Source organism: Methylophaga sp. SB9B, from assembly GCF_004832235.1.
Taxonomy (GTDB): domain Bacteria; phylum Pseudomonadota; class Gammaproteobacteria; order Nitrosococcales; family Methylophagaceae; genus Methylophaga; species Methylophaga muralis.
Genome location: NZ_SSXS01000008.1, coordinates 1 through 16139 on the forward strand (window position 1 = coordinate 1; position 16139 = coordinate 16139).

The 16139-nt window shown below is 49.2% G+C and carries 16 protein-coding genes and 3 pseudogenes; 5 read left to right on the forward strand and 14 right to left on the reverse strand.

Annotated elements, in window-relative coordinates; genetic code table 11:
- Positions 1-275 (reverse strand): annotated as a pseudogene (locus tag E8Q33_RS09610) (hypothetical protein); the annotation flags it as partial.
- Complete coding sequence (locus tag E8Q33_RS09615) at positions 272-2056, reverse strand: copper resistance system multicopper oxidase (RefSeq protein WP_136554432.1); 1785 nt, start codon at positions 2054-2056, stop codon at positions 272-274. The pseudogene E8Q33_RS09610 and the gene E8Q33_RS09615, both read right to left, overlap by 4 nt.
- A gap of 155 nt (positions 2057-2211) precedes the next feature.
- Between E8Q33_RS09615 and E8Q33_RS09620 the strand changes: the two genes are divergently transcribed.
- Together E8Q33_RS09620 and E8Q33_RS09625 are read left to right on the forward strand one after the other, a co-directional pair.
- Entirely contained in the window at positions 2212-2901 is a 690-nt protein-coding gene (locus tag E8Q33_RS09620; RefSeq protein ID WP_111570589.1) for a heavy metal response regulator transcription factor, read from the forward strand.
- Positions 2891-4285 carry a heavy metal sensor histidine kinase gene (locus tag E8Q33_RS09625; RefSeq protein ID WP_136554434.1) on the forward strand — a complete coding sequence of 465 codons (1395 nt, stop codon included), beginning with the start codon at positions 2891-2893 and terminating at the stop codon, positions 4283-4285. Before E8Q33_RS09620 ends, E8Q33_RS09625 begins: the two co-directional genes overlap by 11 nt.
- Positions 4286-4358: 73 nt before the next feature.
- On the opposite strand, the pseudogene E8Q33_RS09630 reads toward E8Q33_RS09625, so the two are convergent.
- From E8Q33_RS09630 to E8Q33_RS15460, 6 genes and pseudogenes are all read right to left on the reverse strand, one after another.
- Positions 4359-4547 (reverse strand): annotated as a pseudogene (locus E8Q33_RS09630) (IS3 family transposase); the annotation flags it as partial.
- A gap of 7 nt (positions 4548-4554) precedes the next feature.
- The gene (locus E8Q33_RS09635) at positions 4555-5175 is read right to left on the reverse strand and encodes a transposase (RefSeq protein ID WP_211116139.1); all 621 of its coding nucleotides are present in this window, start codon (positions 5173-5175) and stop codon (positions 4555-4557) included.
- Positions 5161-5418, reverse strand: a pseudogene (locus E8Q33_RS16770) (transposase); the annotation flags it as partial. The pseudogene E8Q33_RS16770 and the gene E8Q33_RS09635, both read right to left, overlap by 15 nt.
- A gap of 13 nt (positions 5419-5431) precedes the next feature.
- Positions 5432-5638, reverse strand: coding sequence for a hypothetical protein (locus tag E8Q33_RS16775; protein WP_136554436.1), 207 nt, complete (start codon positions 5636-5638; stop codon positions 5432-5434).
- A complete protein-coding gene (locus E8Q33_RS09645) occupies positions 5619-5957 on the reverse strand; it encodes a hypothetical protein (RefSeq protein WP_136554438.1) in 339 nt (112 codons plus the stop codon). The genes E8Q33_RS16775 and E8Q33_RS09645 overlap by 20 nt, the downstream gene beginning before the upstream one ends.
- 11 nt (positions 5958-5968) lie before the next feature.
- On the reverse strand, positions 5969-6193 hold the full coding sequence (locus E8Q33_RS15460; RefSeq protein ID WP_247870043.1) for a DUF5676 family membrane protein: 225 nt from the start codon (positions 6191-6193) through the stop codon (positions 5969-5971).
- On the opposite strand from E8Q33_RS15460, the gene E8Q33_RS16445 reads away from it, so the two are divergent.
- The gene (locus E8Q33_RS16445; RefSeq protein ID WP_256369458.1) at positions 6135-6266 is read left to right on the forward strand and encodes a hypothetical protein; all 132 of its coding nucleotides are present in this window, start codon (positions 6135-6137) and stop codon (positions 6264-6266) included. The genes E8Q33_RS15460 and E8Q33_RS16445 overlap by 59 nt on opposite strands.
- A gap of 13 nt (positions 6267-6279) precedes the next feature.
- On the opposite strand, the gene E8Q33_RS09650 is transcribed toward E8Q33_RS16445, so the two are convergent.
- The 6 genes from E8Q33_RS09650 to E8Q33_RS09675 all read right to left on the reverse strand — a co-directional run bounded on the left by E8Q33_RS09650 (position 6280) and on the right by E8Q33_RS09675 (position 11432).
- Positions 6280-6738, reverse strand: coding sequence for an ATPase (locus E8Q33_RS09650; RefSeq protein WP_136554440.1), 459 nt, complete (start codon positions 6736-6738; stop codon positions 6280-6282).
- A gap of 32 nt (positions 6739-6770) precedes the next feature.
- Positions 6771-8126: an MBL fold metallo-hydrolase gene (locus tag E8Q33_RS09655; protein ID WP_136554442.1), complete on the reverse strand. Its 1356-nt coding sequence runs from the start codon at positions 8124-8126 to the stop codon at positions 6771-6773.
- Entirely contained in the window at positions 8123-9031 is a 909-nt protein-coding gene (locus E8Q33_RS09660) for a ribose-phosphate diphosphokinase (protein WP_247870022.1), read from the reverse strand. The genes E8Q33_RS09655 and E8Q33_RS09660 overlap by 4 nt, the downstream gene beginning before the upstream one ends.
- A 14-nt stretch (positions 9032-9045) precedes the next feature.
- Positions 9046-10626 (reverse strand): thymidine phosphorylase family protein, encoded by a 1581-nt coding sequence (locus tag E8Q33_RS09665; protein ID WP_247870023.1) that lies wholly within the window; start codon positions 10624-10626, stop codon positions 9046-9048.
- A gap of 63 nt (positions 10627-10689) precedes the next feature.
- Positions 10690-10875 carry a heavy-metal-associated domain-containing protein gene (locus tag E8Q33_RS15660; RefSeq protein WP_211116140.1) on the reverse strand — a complete coding sequence of 62 codons (186 nt, stop codon included), beginning with the start codon at positions 10873-10875 and terminating at the stop codon, positions 10690-10692.
- A gap of 152 nt (positions 10876-11027) precedes the next feature.
- Positions 11028-11432, reverse strand: coding sequence for a MerR family DNA-binding protein (locus tag E8Q33_RS09675; RefSeq protein WP_027948919.1), 405 nt, complete (start codon positions 11430-11432; stop codon positions 11028-11030).
- A gap of 482 nt (positions 11433-11914) precedes the next feature.
- Between E8Q33_RS09675 and E8Q33_RS09680 the strand changes: the two genes are divergently transcribed.
- Both E8Q33_RS09680 and E8Q33_RS09685 read left to right on the forward strand, forming a co-directional pair.
- Positions 11915-12961, forward strand: coding sequence for an IS5 family transposase (locus E8Q33_RS09680; RefSeq protein ID WP_136554446.1), 1047 nt, complete (start codon positions 11915-11917; stop codon positions 12959-12961).
- Positions 12962-13543: 582 nt separating this feature from the next.
- On the forward strand, positions 13544-16090 hold the full coding sequence (locus E8Q33_RS09685; RefSeq protein WP_247870024.1) for a heavy metal translocating P-type ATPase: 2547 nt from the start codon (positions 13544-13546) through the stop codon (positions 16088-16090).
- Positions 16091-16139 lie beyond the last annotated feature (49 nt).

Consider the following 16139-nt stretch of genomic DNA (forward strand, 5'->3'; position numbering starts at 1 on the left):
TTGCTATGATCCATCTGGCTGTGGTCCATCGCCTTATCGTCATGGTTCATCTTGCTATGATCCATTTCGCTGTGGTCTATTGCCGTATCACCATGCTTCATCTTGCTATGATCCATTGCGCTGTGGTCCATCGCCTTATCACCATGCTTCATCTTGCTATGATCCATTTCGCTATGGTCCATTTGGCTGTCTGCCATCACCCCAGCATTTACTAGCAATAAACTCGCTGTTAACGCAATCACCGGCGCGCTACTGACTAATTTTGTTATTTTCATGACACCACCACTTCTCTAAACATACCTGCATCCATATGAAATAACAGATGACAATGCCAGGCCCACCGTCCTACATCATGCGGCGTTGTTAAAAAACTAATTCGCTGAGCAGGTTGCACCGGAATAGTATGGCGTCTGACTTGGACTTCACCACTTTCACTTTCTAAATCACTCCACATTCCATGCAAATGCATAGGGTGAGTCATCATGGTGTCATTATGTAAAATCACCCTAACGCACTGATGTAACTTCATATGCACAGGTGTACTTTGGCCAAACTCTAAACCATCAATTGACCAGCTATAGCGTTCCATATTGCCAGTTAGGTGCAATTCAATTTCAGCTTCAGGACGCTGTGGTTCAATAACACCTTCTAGTGAGTGTAAATCGGATAACGTCAGCACTTTTCGGCCATTATTGCGTAAACCAATGCCCGGATCGTCCAAGTTAGTTCTTGGCGTATCTACCCGCATATCAACCGAAGGGCCATATTCAGTACTGGCATGGCGCACTTGCGTGCTGGCTTTAGCATAAGCAGCGGCCGGCCCTGCATGCTGACTTAAATCCATCGGCATAGCTGCGCCATGTTGGCTATGATCCATAGCGCCCTCTGTCATTGAACCGCCATGGGACATATTGCCCATCATGTCGGCCATCGCTAACCACTCTACTGGATCGACTGCCGGTACGGGTGCATTAATATTGTCGGCTACCGCTAGGGTGCCTCGAGCATAACCGGTGCGTTCTATGGTCTGGGCGAAAATGGTATAAGCATCAGATTGCGGTGTGACCAGTACATCATAGGTTTCACCCGGGCCGAATCGGAACTCATCAATAGTTACTGGATGGACATTTTGGCCATCAGACTGCACTACGGTCATTTGCAGTTCCGGGATACGGACATCGAAGAAGGTATTGCTGGCGCCATTAATAAAGCGCAAGCGAACTTTTTCGCCTTTTTTAAACAGGCCTCGCCAATTGGCCAGCGGTGTGCTGCCGTTAAATAAGTAGGTTAGTGCAGCGCTTGACACATCTCCCAAGTCTGTCGGGCTCATGCGCATTTCTTGCCACATTTTACGTTTTGATAATGCTGAACTAAGCCCTTTTTCTGACAGGTCTCGGAAAAAATCTCGTACTGTTGGTTGATTATAATTGTAGATATCACCTTGCACTTTTAGTTTACTAAATACTTTCATCGGGTCATCATCGGTCCAGTCTGAAAGCTGTACCACATACTCCCTATCAGCAACGATGATATCTTGCTCTCTAGGCTCGATGATTAGTGCACCGTACATGCCAGTCATTTCTTGGAAGCCACTATGAGAGTGATACCAGTAAGTACCGCTTTGTTGCAAAGTAAACTTATAAACAAAGGTTTCACCGGGCATAATGCCCTTAAAGCTTAAGCCTGGTACCCCATCCATTTGATAAGGTAAAATAATGCCATGCCAGTGAATAGAGCTAGGCACAGATAAGGTATTGGTCACTTTAATCGTCACCTCATCGCCTTCGCGTAAGCGCAGCGTTGGTGACGGAATAGAGCCATTAATGGTGGTTGCTGTACGTACTACACCGGTAAAATTGACTAAGGACTCAGCAATAGTTAGCTCGATAACTTTGCCACTTAATTCAGGTGCTGAACCTGTCGCGGCATTGTCTTTAAAAGAGCTACCGGCGCGAACAACATGCGGGAAACTAGCTATTACGCCTCCGATGGCAAGCCCTTGGACAAATCGGCGCCGCGAGATAGAAGCCGGTAACTTGAACTTGTTATCATTCATTTATATAACCCCTGAACTTATTTATTTCATCTAGCTTAGCTATTTATAACTGTCAGCAACATGACTCTGACATGACAAAGTTGTAATTTTGTTGTCATCTAGCTGGCAGCCTGTGTATTGCAAGCTATCAATTACCCCTATTTACAGGAAAGGTTATGCGATTACTGATTGTTGAAGACGAAATCAAAACGGGTGATTATTTAAAGCAAGGCCTCACTGAAGCGGGTTTTCAAGTTTCACTGGTTAGAAACGGCTTAGACGGCCATCACCTTGCAATGACCGAAGTATTTGATCTGATTGTGCTGGATGTGATGTTGCCTGATGTTAATGGCTGGCGGATAGTACAATCTATTCGCGAAAGCAATAACCTTACGCCAGTATTGTTTTTATCCGCCCGTGATAGCGTTGATGACAGAGTTAAAGGCTTAGAATTAGGCGCGGATGATTACTTAATTAAACCCTTTGCTTTCTCAGAAGTGTTGGCGCGGGTACGCAGCCTAATACGCCGCGGCCAAACCATAACCACCCCAGATTTACTTCAGGTGGCCGATTTACAATTAGACGTCCCCAAAAGAAGAGTCATGCGCAGCGGAGTCAAAATTGCCTTGAGTAATAAAGAGTTTTCTTTATTAGAGTTATTAATGCGCCGCAGCGGTGAAGTCTTACCCCGATCTTTAATCGCCTCACAGATTTGGGATATGAACTTTGATAGCGACACCAATGTTATTGATGTCGCTATAAGAAGGTTACGGGCTAAAGTAGACGATGATTTTATGCCAAAATTAATCCACACCGTGCGCGGCATGGGCTATAAACTTGAAAACGAGCAAGCGGATGAAGCATAACACTAAACGGCCACTGTCCTTGACCCTGAGAGTGGTACTGTCTGTCGTTGTCACTATTGCGGTTTGTTTACTGGTTGTTAGGCAACTGCTTATCAGTTCTATAGAGCACCATTTTATCGAACAAGATGCCGATGAACTTGGCGTTATTGTTCACTCTGTTCAGCAAGTGTTCCTTAAAGAACCTACAGATCCGAAAACTTTAGCTCAATCATTATCGCAAGCTGTTGCCGGACATCATGGCGTGTATTACCAAATAAACAATTCTCAGCAGCAAATTATTTATAACAATGCTAATTTTGATTTAAGCCAACTTACAGATACTGATGAATCCATAGATACATTTAAAATTGAAAATATCCAACACTGGCAATATCAAGATAAAGCCTATCGGGGTATTGCTCTGAACATAGCCACTGCAAACGATAACTACCGGTTAATTACAGCGATTGATATGGATTTTCACATCCACTTTTTGCAGCAACTCGGTCAAAGTCTTTGGGTGATTCTACTCGGTTCCTGCCTCCTTACTTTATTAGCAGCTTGGATTGCGGTGCATCAAGGTTTAGCGCCACTTAGAGGACTAAGTGACAATATGCGCGACATTCAAACCAGCAAACTCGACATTAGATTAAACGCCAACGAAGTACCTTCTGAGTTAACGCATATGGTGCAGTCATTCAACCACATGCTAAACCGCTTAGAGGATGGCTTTACTAAGTTATCGCACTTTAGTGCCGACATTGCTCACGAAATTCGCACCCCTTTAACCAATATTATTACCCAAACCCAAGTCAGTTTATCTCGGCAACGAACGGCTGAGGAATACCAAAACGTGTTATTTTCAAATTTAGAAGAGCAAGAACGGCTTAGCAAGATGGTTAGCGATATGCTGTGGCTAGCCAAAAGTAAAAATGGTTTAATTACCCCGAACAAACAGCCTTTAAATATTGCCGATGAAATCTCGGCCATATTCGAGTTTTTTGAAGCTTTAGCAGAAGAAGCAGGAGTCAAACTTGCTTTTGCCGGTCAGCCTAGCGTCATTAATGCCGATCGCTCTTTACTAAGGCATGCCTTAACTAATTTGTTATCAAATGCGATACGACACACCGCTTCTGGCCACAGCATTGTGGTTAACAGCTATCAGCATGCTGCTAACACGCTTTGTATCAGTGTCGAAAACCCCGGCCCAGCAATATCCGCCGAGCATTTGCCGTATTTATTTGAACGTTTTTATCGCGCCGATCAATCAAGACAACGCCACAGTGATGGTGCAGGTTTAGGGCTAGCTATTACTAAAGCGATTATCGAAGCACATGACGGTGATATCAGCGTCACCTCAGATAAAAATCTTACACGTTTTGTTATTACACTACGCATGACTTAACGATATAAAACCCCGACAAACCCTGATAAAGCCCTGCGTAATGTGATCCCTACCGCCAACATCGGACAGTTAACTAACATACAGTTCTTGCTTCAAACCGCTCAGGGCTAATAAAGCCAATTGCGCTGTGGCGGCGGTACCGATTGTAATCTACTTCGATATATTCAAAAACAAATTCGCGTGTTTGCTTTCCATCCTGTAACGGCTCGCCCTGAATCAGCTCAACCTTAAGAGAGTGGAAAAAGCTTTCCGCACACGCATTGACGCTCCTATGTCAAACCTGTGAAATTAATACGCTTCAAATCACTCAATATAAGCGGATATAACTCACGGACTATATAACGCTTTAAACACCGATAAATTTCTTTAGTCGTTAACCCCTCAGCGGTTCGTCTCTCGACATAAAGCCGAGTTCTTGGATCGCTGCGCGCTCTTACCAATGCTATAGTCCATAAAGCATTATTTGCCTCACGGTTGCCACCGCGATTTAAGCGATGTCTGATAGTTTTACCTGATGATGCAGGTAACGGATTCACGCCACATAATGCGGCTAATGCCGCTTCGTTACGCAGGCGCTCAGGGTTATCACCAGCCACTGTCACTAAGATCCCTGCTGTATATGGACCTACCCCCATTCTTGTTCTTAATTGCTGGCAATGTTCATTGGTTAGCTTATCCAGCCTTTTATCGAGTAGCGCCAGCTCATCAGTCAGCATAAGCCATCTTTGCGCCAGAAGCTTTAAGGTTAATGTCATCGATTCAAGTAAATCTGAATTGTCAGAAGAGAGCATTTCAATACAAGCTCTTGCACAATCATGGGGCTTAGTTTTCCAGACTTGTTCTCGAATATCCTGTGGGCCGCTGACTAATATGCCTCGTATCTGATTCATCGCTTGGGTTTTGGCTTTGACAGCGCTTCGCCGTGCTACAGAAATTATTCTAATGGCTTCACAGGCTCCGTTTTGCTTTTTTGGTATCGCGGTTGCCGTTCCTGAATGTACAGCTCTTGCAGCATTCTCCGCATCTAAAGGATCTGACTTTCCCTGCCTTCGGCGATTGCTGCGATCAGGACGATTAACTTCTATGACAACAATCCCTCTACTGCTGAGGAAACGCAGAGTCCTGCACCATATGTACCGGTACCCTCTATACCTGCTTGTTTAAACTTTCCCAGTGATTCCGCGGGTTATCGATTCCGCCGGACAGACCCCGCCAGCCGGATTCGCAATTGAGAACCCTGTCGGTATCCTCGGGCGTCCAACCCTCCTGCCACTGCAACCAGGTCAGCAAACCGGGATCGATATCTCCGCTGCGCGTGCGCATCAACAACCCTTCATTGGGCGTAAAGCCCATGGTGGTATCGACTGGTTTGCCGTTGCCGAAAATTATCGTCGTTGATGGGTATAGGTTTATGATATTCAGAGCCCCCGTGTACGACTCTGATAATCACCGCGCGAACAGCATGATTTGTCAGCACATCGGTCAGCCAAGGGGGCGCGCCAGGATAAGTCTGCGCAGCTGATTGGCCGACACCTGCTTGCCCAATAGCAACAGGCACCGTTGCACCCGCATATTCAAGCGCCGAGACGTTATGCCTGCTCCACTTGATGGATGAACTACCCGGATTCAACACCAACAGAACCGGTTTGTCATAGCGCGGCAAACTGCTCATCAGCTGGATAATCAGTCGGATGACTGCAAGCGGTTATAAATGGCCGCCAGCAACCACCCGGCGATACCCGCTACCACGAACCAGGCCACCAGCCCGATAACGACACCAGTGAGAGTCAAGTGCCAACCCATCTCATTCAGTTGCATATGCACCATTTCTCCGGACATGGACAACATCGTGGAAGGCATTAACATCACCAGCAGACTGCAAGCCAGCCACAGTATTGCCGCGGTAATCGCGCTGGCCATCCCGAATTTGAACGCATTAAGTGTCATGATTATTCCTCCGTTTATGGTGGTGTATCTGTGAGAAATTAGTGTCTCTACAAATCCCCGAACCGGTTGGCAGACTGCGCCATACGCATCATTTCGTGCTCCTCCAGCGACCGGAGTGATTCCATCAACTCTTTGGCAGAGGGGATCTCCGCCCTGGAGGCGAGATAGCGATACAGTTCAATCACCTGCTGGTGTTGATCGACTATCACCTCCATGATTTGCGTCGCATCCAGCTCGGCAAAGGGGGCGTCGCAATGCGCATGCCGAACGATGGGGTGCTTTGCCACATATTCGTAACACCAGGTGTTCAGTGCATGCTCGTCGCCTGAGGTTTCAAACCCGCTGACTACCTTGGTCAGTGCCTTCTCATGATCGGACAGATACGCAAGGATCATCCGGGCCCGTTCATCCATATTCTTGTCCGCACAGTGGGATAAACACTGGCTGAGGTGTTGGTGAAATTCCCGAGTCCAGTGCAGCACATCTTTTAAGGTTTCAATTTGCATAACTTTTTCTCCGCTGTGGATTATCTCTTCGATTACAGGCGCAAAATATCGCGATAACCCGCCACATTCACCGCAAACGCGGTGTGCTCCTGCAAGTGCACCCGAAGGGTTTCAAGGGCTTCCGGGTCACCGTGAATCAGTTGAATTCGAGTAGTATCGGTCAGCGCTGACTGCTGTAACCACTGGGTCAGTTCGAGGTAGTCTGCGTGCCCCGACAAACCTGAGATGACTTTGACAGTGGCTCTCAACGGTACCCAGCCTCCGTGGATTTTCACCGCATCAACACCCTCCAGCATTTTTGCGCCGCGAGTGCCGCCCGCCTGATAACCGGTAAACAGTACCGTGGTTTTAGAACTGCCTAACAGGCGTTTGAAGTGGTGGAGAATACGACCTCCGGTAGCCATGCCGCTGCCAGCGATAACAATATGGGGGAAAGCCTGTCCGGCAATCGCCTTCGATTCGTCCACCGTGCGGGTATAGGTCACGCCATCGCATAGGCGGTAGCATTGCTCGTGACTCAACCGGTGCTGATCACTGAACTGGCAGAAAATATCCGATACTTTGATCGCCATGGGGCTGTCGAGATAGATGGGCATTTTGGGGATATCGCCCTGATCCATCAGGGTCGCCAACAGATGTTGCAAGGCCTGCGCCCGCCCTACCGCAAAGGCCGGGACTAGCAGCACGCCGCCGCTTTTGGCGACACGGTTAACAATTTCCGCCAACTGCTGAAACGGATCTTGGGTGTCGTGCCGGCGGTTGCCGTAGGTGGACTCCATCAACAGCAGATCCAGCTCCGGCAATGGTCGAGGGGGGGGCATCAGCACATCATCGAAGCGACCGACATCACCAGAAAAGCCGATTCGTTTCCCTTCCGCTTCAACGATAATGCTGGCGGCGCCGAGAATATGACCGGCAGGCTGTAAATAAAAACGGATATCCCCGACCTCGATCTGTTCATCAAACTCCACAGACTGAAATAGCCTCATGCTGGCTTCCGCCGTTTGACGGTCGTAAAGCGGCTCAGGGTGCGCGTGCTTGCCCAATTTATGTTTGCTGTAATACTTAGCGTCTTCCTCCTGGATATGGCCGCTGTCGGCCAATAAAATCTGACACAGGGCCTTAGTGGCGTGATGGGTAAACACCGGGCCGCGAAAGCCGCGCTTGTATAGCACCGGGATATAACCGGAGTGATCCAGATGTGCGTGAGTGAGCAGCACCGCATCCAGTTTGTCGATGTCCAGGGGCAAGGTTTGCCAGTTGCGTTCCCGCAGCCACTTGTAGCCCTGGAACAAACCGCAATCGACTAATACGGTTGTCGTTTCAGTTTCCAGCAGAAATTTTGAGCCGGTAACGGTCTCGGTGCCGCCGACAAAGGTAATTTTCATAATGATTTTCCTGCCAATTTAAGCATGCTGATAACGGGCGCAATCAGTTGCGACGTAATATCAATAGCGTTGGAAGGATGGGGGATGGTATTGGATGTGACCAGTTGGCTCAGGCCTGAGGCCAGTAAGGTTTTATCGGAGTGATCGGCAAATATGCCGTGCACCGCCACGCACTGAATGTTGTCGATACCTTTGGACCGAAGTGTTTTAACGCATTCCAGGATTGTTTGCCCGCTGGAAATAACGTCGTCGATAATCACTGCCGTTCTATCCCTGAATTCGTTGATGTCGGGCAGCATCACTTCGACTTGGCGATCCCCGAAGCGCTGCTTTTCTCCAATCACAAAAGGATGTTGACTAAAGGCAGCAATCTCATCAACCCATTGCTCGCTTTCGCTGTCGGGCCCTACCAACAGTAGGTTGCTTTGCGTTTTGAGCCAGTGCGCCAATGCCGGAGCCCCTTGCACAACACGACTGGGTATGGAATAGATTTCATCCAGAGAATGATAGCGATGCAAATGTGGATCGACCGTAACCAGCCAATCAGCATGTTGAGAAAGGCACTTGGCAAAAATACGTGAAGTAACCGCTTCCCCATCGACAAAACGGCGATCCTGACGCATATAACTGAGGTAAGGCGCCACTAACCCCACTTGCGACGCTCCCAGCTCCCGCAGTGTTTCCAATAAAAACAACAACGGCAGATATTTGATGTTTGGGTGTGACAGATCAGCCACCACAATACAGGCGCGATTTTCTACATCAGATTGAATACGCAGATAGGACTCCCCATCAGGAAACTGCCGAGCGTTAAACTCGCCAGGTTGACCACCAATCGCGTTACTGAGTGACTCAGCCAACGGATGATTGTTCAGGGAAAACACCACTGGAGATTTATCTTTCACAGCCATCGCCTCGCTCATCGTTCCTTCTCGACCGTAAAAATTGTCGATTGGCGATAAAACGCCATCGCATACTGTTGCTCTCCGATCGTATCGGAACAGAGCGTAAATAAAGGTTGTCCGACGGTGACCTTGTCGCCGACTCGAGCATGTAGACGCAACCCCGCAGCCGCTGTCGCCGGAGCGCCTGCCAGCTTCGCCAGACGCGCGAGTTGACGATTGTCGATAGCGGTAAGTGTGCCCACTGCTGTGGCCGCTTCGGTATGTTGGTAGCTGGCGTCAGGCAGGGCTTTCATCCCACCCTGCGCGGCCAAAATGCGCTGGAACTGCTGCCAGGCTTTACCTTCATCCAAAATCGCGATCGCTCTTTCCAGCCCTTGTTCATAACGCTCTTGATAAGCAAGTGAAAACAGATGTGCAGCCAGAAACAAGGCACGCTCCCGAAGATCCTGTGGTGCACTGTGCTCGCGCTGCAATACTGCCAGCACATCCCGCGCTTCTTCTACCGGGCCGATACCACGCCCAACCGGCTGACTACCATCCGTAATAAGGCAGCGAATTTGAATACCACAGGCGGCTCCCACCTGGGTAAAGAGTGAGGAAAGGCGATCGGCGTCGTTCTGGGAACGCACTTTAGCGGTGGGGCCGACGGGAATATCTATCACCGCATGAGTGGAACCGGCAGCGATTTTTTTTGATAAAACCGAGGCGATCAACTGCCCTTCACCATCCAAATCCAGGGCCCGTTCAATGCGAATCAACAAATCGTCGGCCGGACTCAGGTTGACAGCGCCACCCCAAACAAGACAGGCATGGGTCTCAGCCACTACACGTTGAATCTCATTGAGCTCCAGATTGACGGTAGTCAGTGCCTCCATAGTATCCGCAGTACCGGCGGGAGAGGTGATCGCCCGCGAGGAGGTTTTAGGGATGGTGAGTCCCGCAGCGCTGACAATGGACACCACGAGCGGTGTGGTGCGGTTGCCCGGCAGCCCACCGATGCAGTGTTTATCAAGAACCATGGCTTCGTCTGGCCAGTTCAGCCGCTTACCACAGGCCACCATGGCCTGGGTGAGACTGATGATTTCATCTACGTCTAAACGGCTACCCGCGCACACACTGAGGAAGCTGGCGATTTCGATATCCGAATAGCGGTGGTCGCCGATGTCCTCGACAATAGCGGTAATCTCTTGATCACTGAGTTTGTGTCCAAAGATTTTTTTGCGCACGGCGGCAAGTGATGTCACTACCGGTGCGTGGTCGACACTAACCGCGGCGCCATCATCGACGTCCAAGCGCTGCATGGCACTTTTAGACAACCCTGCACTCCCGGAACTCAGTACCTGTTCGTCCACCACATTCAGCGTGGCGATAACGCTGTTTTCCCCGTACCGCAGCATGACACGGCTGTTGGCAGTGAAACCTTCAGAGCGGCAGATGTGACAATCACTGCGCATATACACCACCGGTTCCTGGTGGGTGTCGATGCCCATGTCGATCACCTTAAGTGTGTTAATTTGATCCATTAGCATTTCCTGAACAACAAAATTTAGCCATTGCCTTTCTTTCAGTGGCCAGCAGGCTTTCTCCACCACCATATTTCACGCCTGTAACATGCTTAGGCTTACCAACTGCTAATTACTCCAACCATCAGCCATAAACTAATTGATTTGGGTCGAAGGAAAACCCGCTCGATCCAACGCCTCTATCAGAGCGTTAGACTCGACCATGCCAACGACCGAAGCGACACCCGTCGCCAGATCCATACACGCATCGCTTACGCCGGAAACAGAGCGTAGCGTTTGCTCAATGCTTCTTACACAACCACCGCACGTTGCGCCCTGCACCTGTAGCCGCTGCAGCGGGATATCGCTATCTGAGTCAACACTGCTCCGAGTGTTAGCTGCAGTGGATGACTTGCTGGCGCAACAGCAGCCGCCCCGGTGATGAGTAGGGCTCTCGAATTTCTGTGTATTCATGGCAAATCCTCTATGTTGATTTACTGGGCAAACTCTTCAATCAGGTGACAGATCATATGGCCAGTCGGCACCTTATCTGGCTTTTGGCTCCACTCAACCACGGCCTGCTGCATGCGTTCCCGCAGTTGCAGAGTCTCCGCGAACCGTTGTTCAGTTTCATTCAGGCGTTGGTCAATCAAGCGGCGTACCGTCGGGCAAGGCGATTTCTTCTTATCCGCGTGGTTCAAAATTTCCTGAATATCCTCAACGGAAAAGCCCAGTTGCCGTGCACTCAGCACGAATCGCAAGCGGTTGTAATCATTTTCGCTGTATTCCCGATATCCATTGGTTTTGTTCTTCCCCGGTTTCAGAATCTTGATCCGGGTATAAAACCGCACCGTATCGGCCGTAACCCCTAAACGCCTGGCCATTTCGATAACTTTCACACAGCCCTCCTCGCAGCTCAGTCTGACTATCACAGGATTCAGATTAACCCCGAGGATCTGTTCCTTGCCTTGATATGAGTCAATCATCAGTTCTAAACCCGAGAGTAAATCCGAAGAATTTATCCGGCTTTTTGTCACCTTACACCTGTGTCCAAGACACAGGTCAAGCAATTTTCATTCACAGGTATCCGGTTTCTCGTATTCACTATTACACGCTCCTCGATCTTTAGCCTGTACGCCATCAACCGTTAATATTGGCAAGATATCCTGTCACTGCGTTTCTGCATTGAATCGGCCCGCACACAACTCCCATGGTGCACCTGGACTTATCCATTGTCATAGTAGAGCGGTGTTTCTGACCTTAAGATGACCCATGTATTACATTGCTGTAATGTATGTGTAATCCTGTTTACCCTGGCTAGCAGCTGTTGAAAAACCCCTGATATGGGATAATAGCGATAAATAACCACCGAGAGAATCGAATGCGCGGAGAAATCAATCCTCAGTCTTCCTTTTTCAGCTATGTTGACCTCGAATCACGTATTCCGCAGCACCACCCGATCCGAAAGATACGCTCGGTGGTTGATCATGCGCTGGAGGATATGCAGTGGTGTTTCGATGAGATGTACTCCAGGGTTGGTCGTCCGTCAATTCCACCAGAACAACTGGTCCGAGCCTTATTGTTACAAATAGTCTTCACGATTCGCTCCGAACGTCAGTTGATGGAGCGCCTTGACTATGACCTGATGTTCCGCTGGTTCGTGGGGCTGGGCATAGATGATACGGTATGGAACCATTCCGTGTTCTCCAAGAACCGGGACCGCCTGATGCTCAATGACGTTGATCAGCACTTTTTTGATGCTGTCAAGAAACAGGCCTACGCCAAGCAATTGATGTCACGGGAACACTTCAGCGTTGATGGCACCTTGCTGGAAGCCTGTGCCTCCATGAAATCCTTCAAACCGAAAGACGATAGTGACGGTCCAGGTGACAACTTCCACGGACATAAGCGCAGCAACAAGACACACCAGTCCACAACCGATAGTGATTCGCGCCTGTTTCGTAAGGGTAAAGGCAAGGAATCGAAGCTCTATCATATGGGCCACCTGCTAACCGAAAACCGAAACGGGCTGATCGTTGAAGCCGAATTAACCGAAGCGGGTACCCGCCAGGAGTGGGACGCCGGTACCACAATGTTGGCATATCAAGGCACCCGTCCCGGTATGACGGTGGGTGCCGATAAGGGCTATGACACGGGCGAGTTTGTGGAAGTGTGCCGAGGGTTAAAAGTCACACCGCATGTCGCGGCCAAATCATTAGGCAGTGCCGTTGACGGTAGAACGACATCAGCTATCGGTTACGGTATCAGTCAAGTTAAACGCAAGCGGATCGAAGAATGCTTTGGCTGGATGAAAGAGTTTGGTCTCATGAGAAAACTTCGCCACTGCGGCCGGGACAAAGTCGCCTGGATATTCCGGTTTGTGGCTGCGGTGTACAACGTGACGAGATTGAAGACTTTAATGGCCTGAAAACAGGGAATTAAGGCAAAAACTGCGCATATTTTAAACAGATGCTGTTGCTGATCGTCGATTGAGCATTGCAGGTAATTGTTACACCAAAATCGAGGCAATTGTTTCTACCGATTTATACGTCGTCATTTTCTTAACGGCGGGAAGTTTTTGCTCATCAAACCCCATTTTTCAACAGCCTGCTAAACAGATCATCCATAAATCCAATCATACGCAACTTTATGAAATTTATGATTACGATTTTGTAATCTAAACGTAATGATATTGAAAGAGGCATCTAAGTATCTTCTTATAGGTGTAGTATCTATTTTGTTCTACTGCTAGAAACTCTAACTTAGAGATCCTAGCCGTCATATATTAGTTAGCGAGATTGATTCTACAACAAGATAAATTGGAGCTATATTTGTTGACGGGTTTTTTGATAAATCACGAGATGCATATCGATGTAAGTTTGCTGGAATGTTCGAACTCAGTTTCCGAAATTTGATGTTAACTGTCTGGAACATTCCCAGATAATGTCAAATCAATCTGATTGAATTGCCCAACAACGTCTTAACTATTTGCATACTAAATTGGAGTTAGATGATAGCTATGGACATACCTGAACAACCCTCAAAATCTAAACTTACGAAAACTACTTCGGATGTTGAAACAACACAGTTTTTGGTGTCCGGCATGGGCAGCAATCACTGCGCTGGCCTCATAACAGCTTCTATTAATCGACTATCAGGCATCATCAATATCAGTACCAACATAGCTAACCACCATGTCACTGTGGAATTCGATCCAAACCAGCTAAGTGATAAGAACATTTGGGACGCAATCGAAAAGGCCGGCTACGATGTAGATAGTATGTCATCACCAATGTCTAGCGGAACTAGCGAAGCCTTGTTCACAGTACCTAGCATGGGCAGCGATCATTGTGCTGGGCTAGTCTCAACCTCCATCAAACGCCTTACCGGCATTAATGATATTTCAACTAACATTGCCAATCATAAGGTGACGGTTAGTTTCGATCCGGTAACAGTAAACACAAAAAACATCAAAGAAGCTATTGAGCAAGCGGGATACGATGTAGCAGCCATCAGTGAAAGTCGTTCGCAGGGAAATGCGGAAGCCGACGCGGCGGTTGAAGAGCGTTACCTTGAACAGGCTTGGAGGCGTTTATGGTTCGCCGCCATCCCAACCACATTGATTATGGTATTGATGATGGTGCATATGTTCTGGGTGCCGGTGCCAAACTATCTCACTTGGGTTGCTTTACTTGGCTTTCCTGTGGTCTTCCTGCAAGGCGGGTGGGCAACCCACCGCTCATCCTGGCGTTCCCTTACCAATCGCACCGCCAACATGGATGTCCTTATTTCCTTGGGAAGCCTGCCCCCTTACCTGATTGGGCTTGTGGGATTTATCTACCCCATGACATCTTTTATTGAAATGGCCACCACCATCATGACCTTCCATATGCTTGGCCGCTACCTGGAAACTCGTGCCAAGGGGCGGGCATCACAGGCGATCAAAAAACTACTAAAACTGGGTGCTAAAACCGCCTCCGTACTACGGGAAGGACATGAAGTTGAAGTAGCGGTTGCGGAGCTTCAGGTCGGAGACATCATGGTGGTTAGGCCTGGCGGCAAGGTACCTACCGACGGCGAAATTGTCGAAGGTAATAGTCATCTGGATGAATCCATCGCCACGGGCGAGTCCGTGCCGGTGGAGAAAGGACCTGGCGAAGCAGTGATTGGAGCCACCATTAATAAGGAAGGCATGCTGCAAGTTCGCGCCACTCGGGTAGGTGCCGATACCTTTTTGTCACAAGTTGTCCGACTGGTGGAACAGGCACAAGGCTCTAAAATACCCATCCAGGAATTCGCCGACAGAGTGACCGCAAAGTTTGTCCCGGCGGTTATCATGATCAGTCTTGCTAGCTTTGTAATCTGGCTAATTTTCGCCGAGTCGCTTAGGCCGATTCTTTACTGGGGTGCCGAGTTCCTGCCATGGGTTAACCCGGAACTTTCACCATTGATGCTGGGTACACTTTCGGCAATTTCCGTACTGGTGATAGCCTGTCCCTGTGCTTTGGGGCTCGCCACTCCCACTGCCATCATGGTGGGCTCGGGATTGGGCGCAGAATCAGGTGTACTTATCCGCTCCGGCGAAGCCATTCAGTCTCTTAAGGACATCAAGGCCGTTGTACTCGACAAAACCGGCACCATCACCAGAGGCGAGCCCGCGCTCACAGATGTGATTGCTACCGCCGGCTTCAATGAAAGCGATGTACTTAGGTTCGCGGCATCTGTGGAAGCCGGCTCCGAACATCCTCTGGGGCAATCCATCGTGAATGGCGCCCGGGAAAAGGGGTTGGAGGTTCCTACAGTGGTGGACTTCCGAGCGATTACTGCGCGAGGAGTGGAAGGCCGTGTCGACGACCAGCTCATTCGCGTGGGCAGCCGCCGGCTTCTCAGCGAAGCCAATATAGAGTTGGGCGACCTCGAAGAAGTCATGATCCGTCTTGAAAACGAGGGTAAGACCGCCATGCTAGTTGCCGCCGGAGACCAGGCAGCCGGTATTGTCGCCGTGGCCGACACCATTAAAGAGGACTCGAAAGCTGCCATTGCCGCGCTTCATGAGATGGGCATTCACACTGTCATGATCACAGGCGACAACGAACGTACAGCTCGCCACGTCGCGAACCAGGTAGGGATCGACGAAGTTATGGCGGGCGTTTTGCCTGAAGGCAAGGTGGATGCAATTATGCGGCTGCAGGAAAAATATGGGCAACTGGTGGCCATGGTGGGCGATGGCATCAACGACGCCCCGGCACTGAAACAGGCCAATGTGGGTATCGCTATTGGTGCTGGCGCCGATGTTGCCATTGAAGCTGCGGATGTCACCTTGGTTAAAGGTGAACTAACCAAGGTGGTGGAGGCTATTCGCCTGTCCCGTGCAACTTTTCGGAAAATCGTTGAAAACCTGTTTTGGGCTTGGTTTTACAATGTGGCCGCGATACCCATTGCAGCTGTCGGCCTACTTCATCCGATGATCGGGGTGATCGCCATGACAACCAGCTCTTTGTCGGTGATTGGCAACTCACTGCGCCTTAAGCGGGTGAAACTGAATGTTGATAAATGACCCTGACATACATCTAACAGCGCTGTCTATAAGGCGGCATAGGAGAAAC

What these genes read in the sequence shown, in the direction of transcription:
- E8Q33_RS09615 (WP_136554432.1), bottom strand. Translation starts at nt 2,056, where the DNA reads ATGAATGATAACAAGTTCAAGTTACCGGCTTCTATCTCGCGGCGCCGA.
- E8Q33_RS09620 (WP_111570589.1), top strand. Translation starts at nt 2,212, where the DNA reads ATGCGATTACTGATTGTTGAAGACGAAATCAAAACGGGTGATTATTTA.
- E8Q33_RS09625 (WP_136554434.1), top strand. Translation starts at nt 2,891, where the DNA reads ATGAAGCATAACACTAAACGGCCACTGTCCTTGACCCTGAGAGTGGTA.
- E8Q33_RS09635 (WP_211116139.1), bottom strand. Translation starts at nt 5,175, where the DNA reads ATGAATCAGATACGAGGCATATTAGTCAGCGGCCCACAGGATATTCGA.
- E8Q33_RS16775 (WP_136554436.1), bottom strand. Translation starts at nt 5,638, where the DNA reads ATGGGCTTTACGCCCAATGAAGGGTTGTTGATGCGCACGCGCAGCGGA.
- E8Q33_RS09645 (WP_136554438.1), bottom strand. Translation starts at nt 5,957, where the DNA reads ATGAGCAGTTTGCCGCGCTATGACAAACCGGTTCTGTTGGTGTTGAAT.
- E8Q33_RS09650 (WP_136554440.1), bottom strand. Translation starts at nt 6,738, where the DNA reads ATGCAAATTGAAACCTTAAAAGATGTGCTGCACTGGACTCGGGAATTT.
- E8Q33_RS09655 (WP_136554442.1), bottom strand. Translation starts at nt 8,126, where the DNA reads ATGAAAATTACCTTTGTCGGCGGCACCGAGACCGTTACCGGCTCAAAA.
- E8Q33_RS09665 (WP_247870023.1), bottom strand. Translation starts at nt 10,626, where the DNA reads ATGGTGGTGGAGAAAGCCTGCTGGCCACTGAAAGAAAGGCAATGGCTA.
- E8Q33_RS09680 (WP_136554446.1), top strand. Translation starts at nt 11,915, where the DNA reads ATGCGCGGAGAAATCAATCCTCAGTCTTCCTTTTTCAGCTATGTTGAC.
- E8Q33_RS09685 (WP_247870024.1), top strand. Translation starts at nt 13,544, where the DNA reads ATGATAGCTATGGACATACCTGAACAACCCTCAAAATCTAAACTTACG.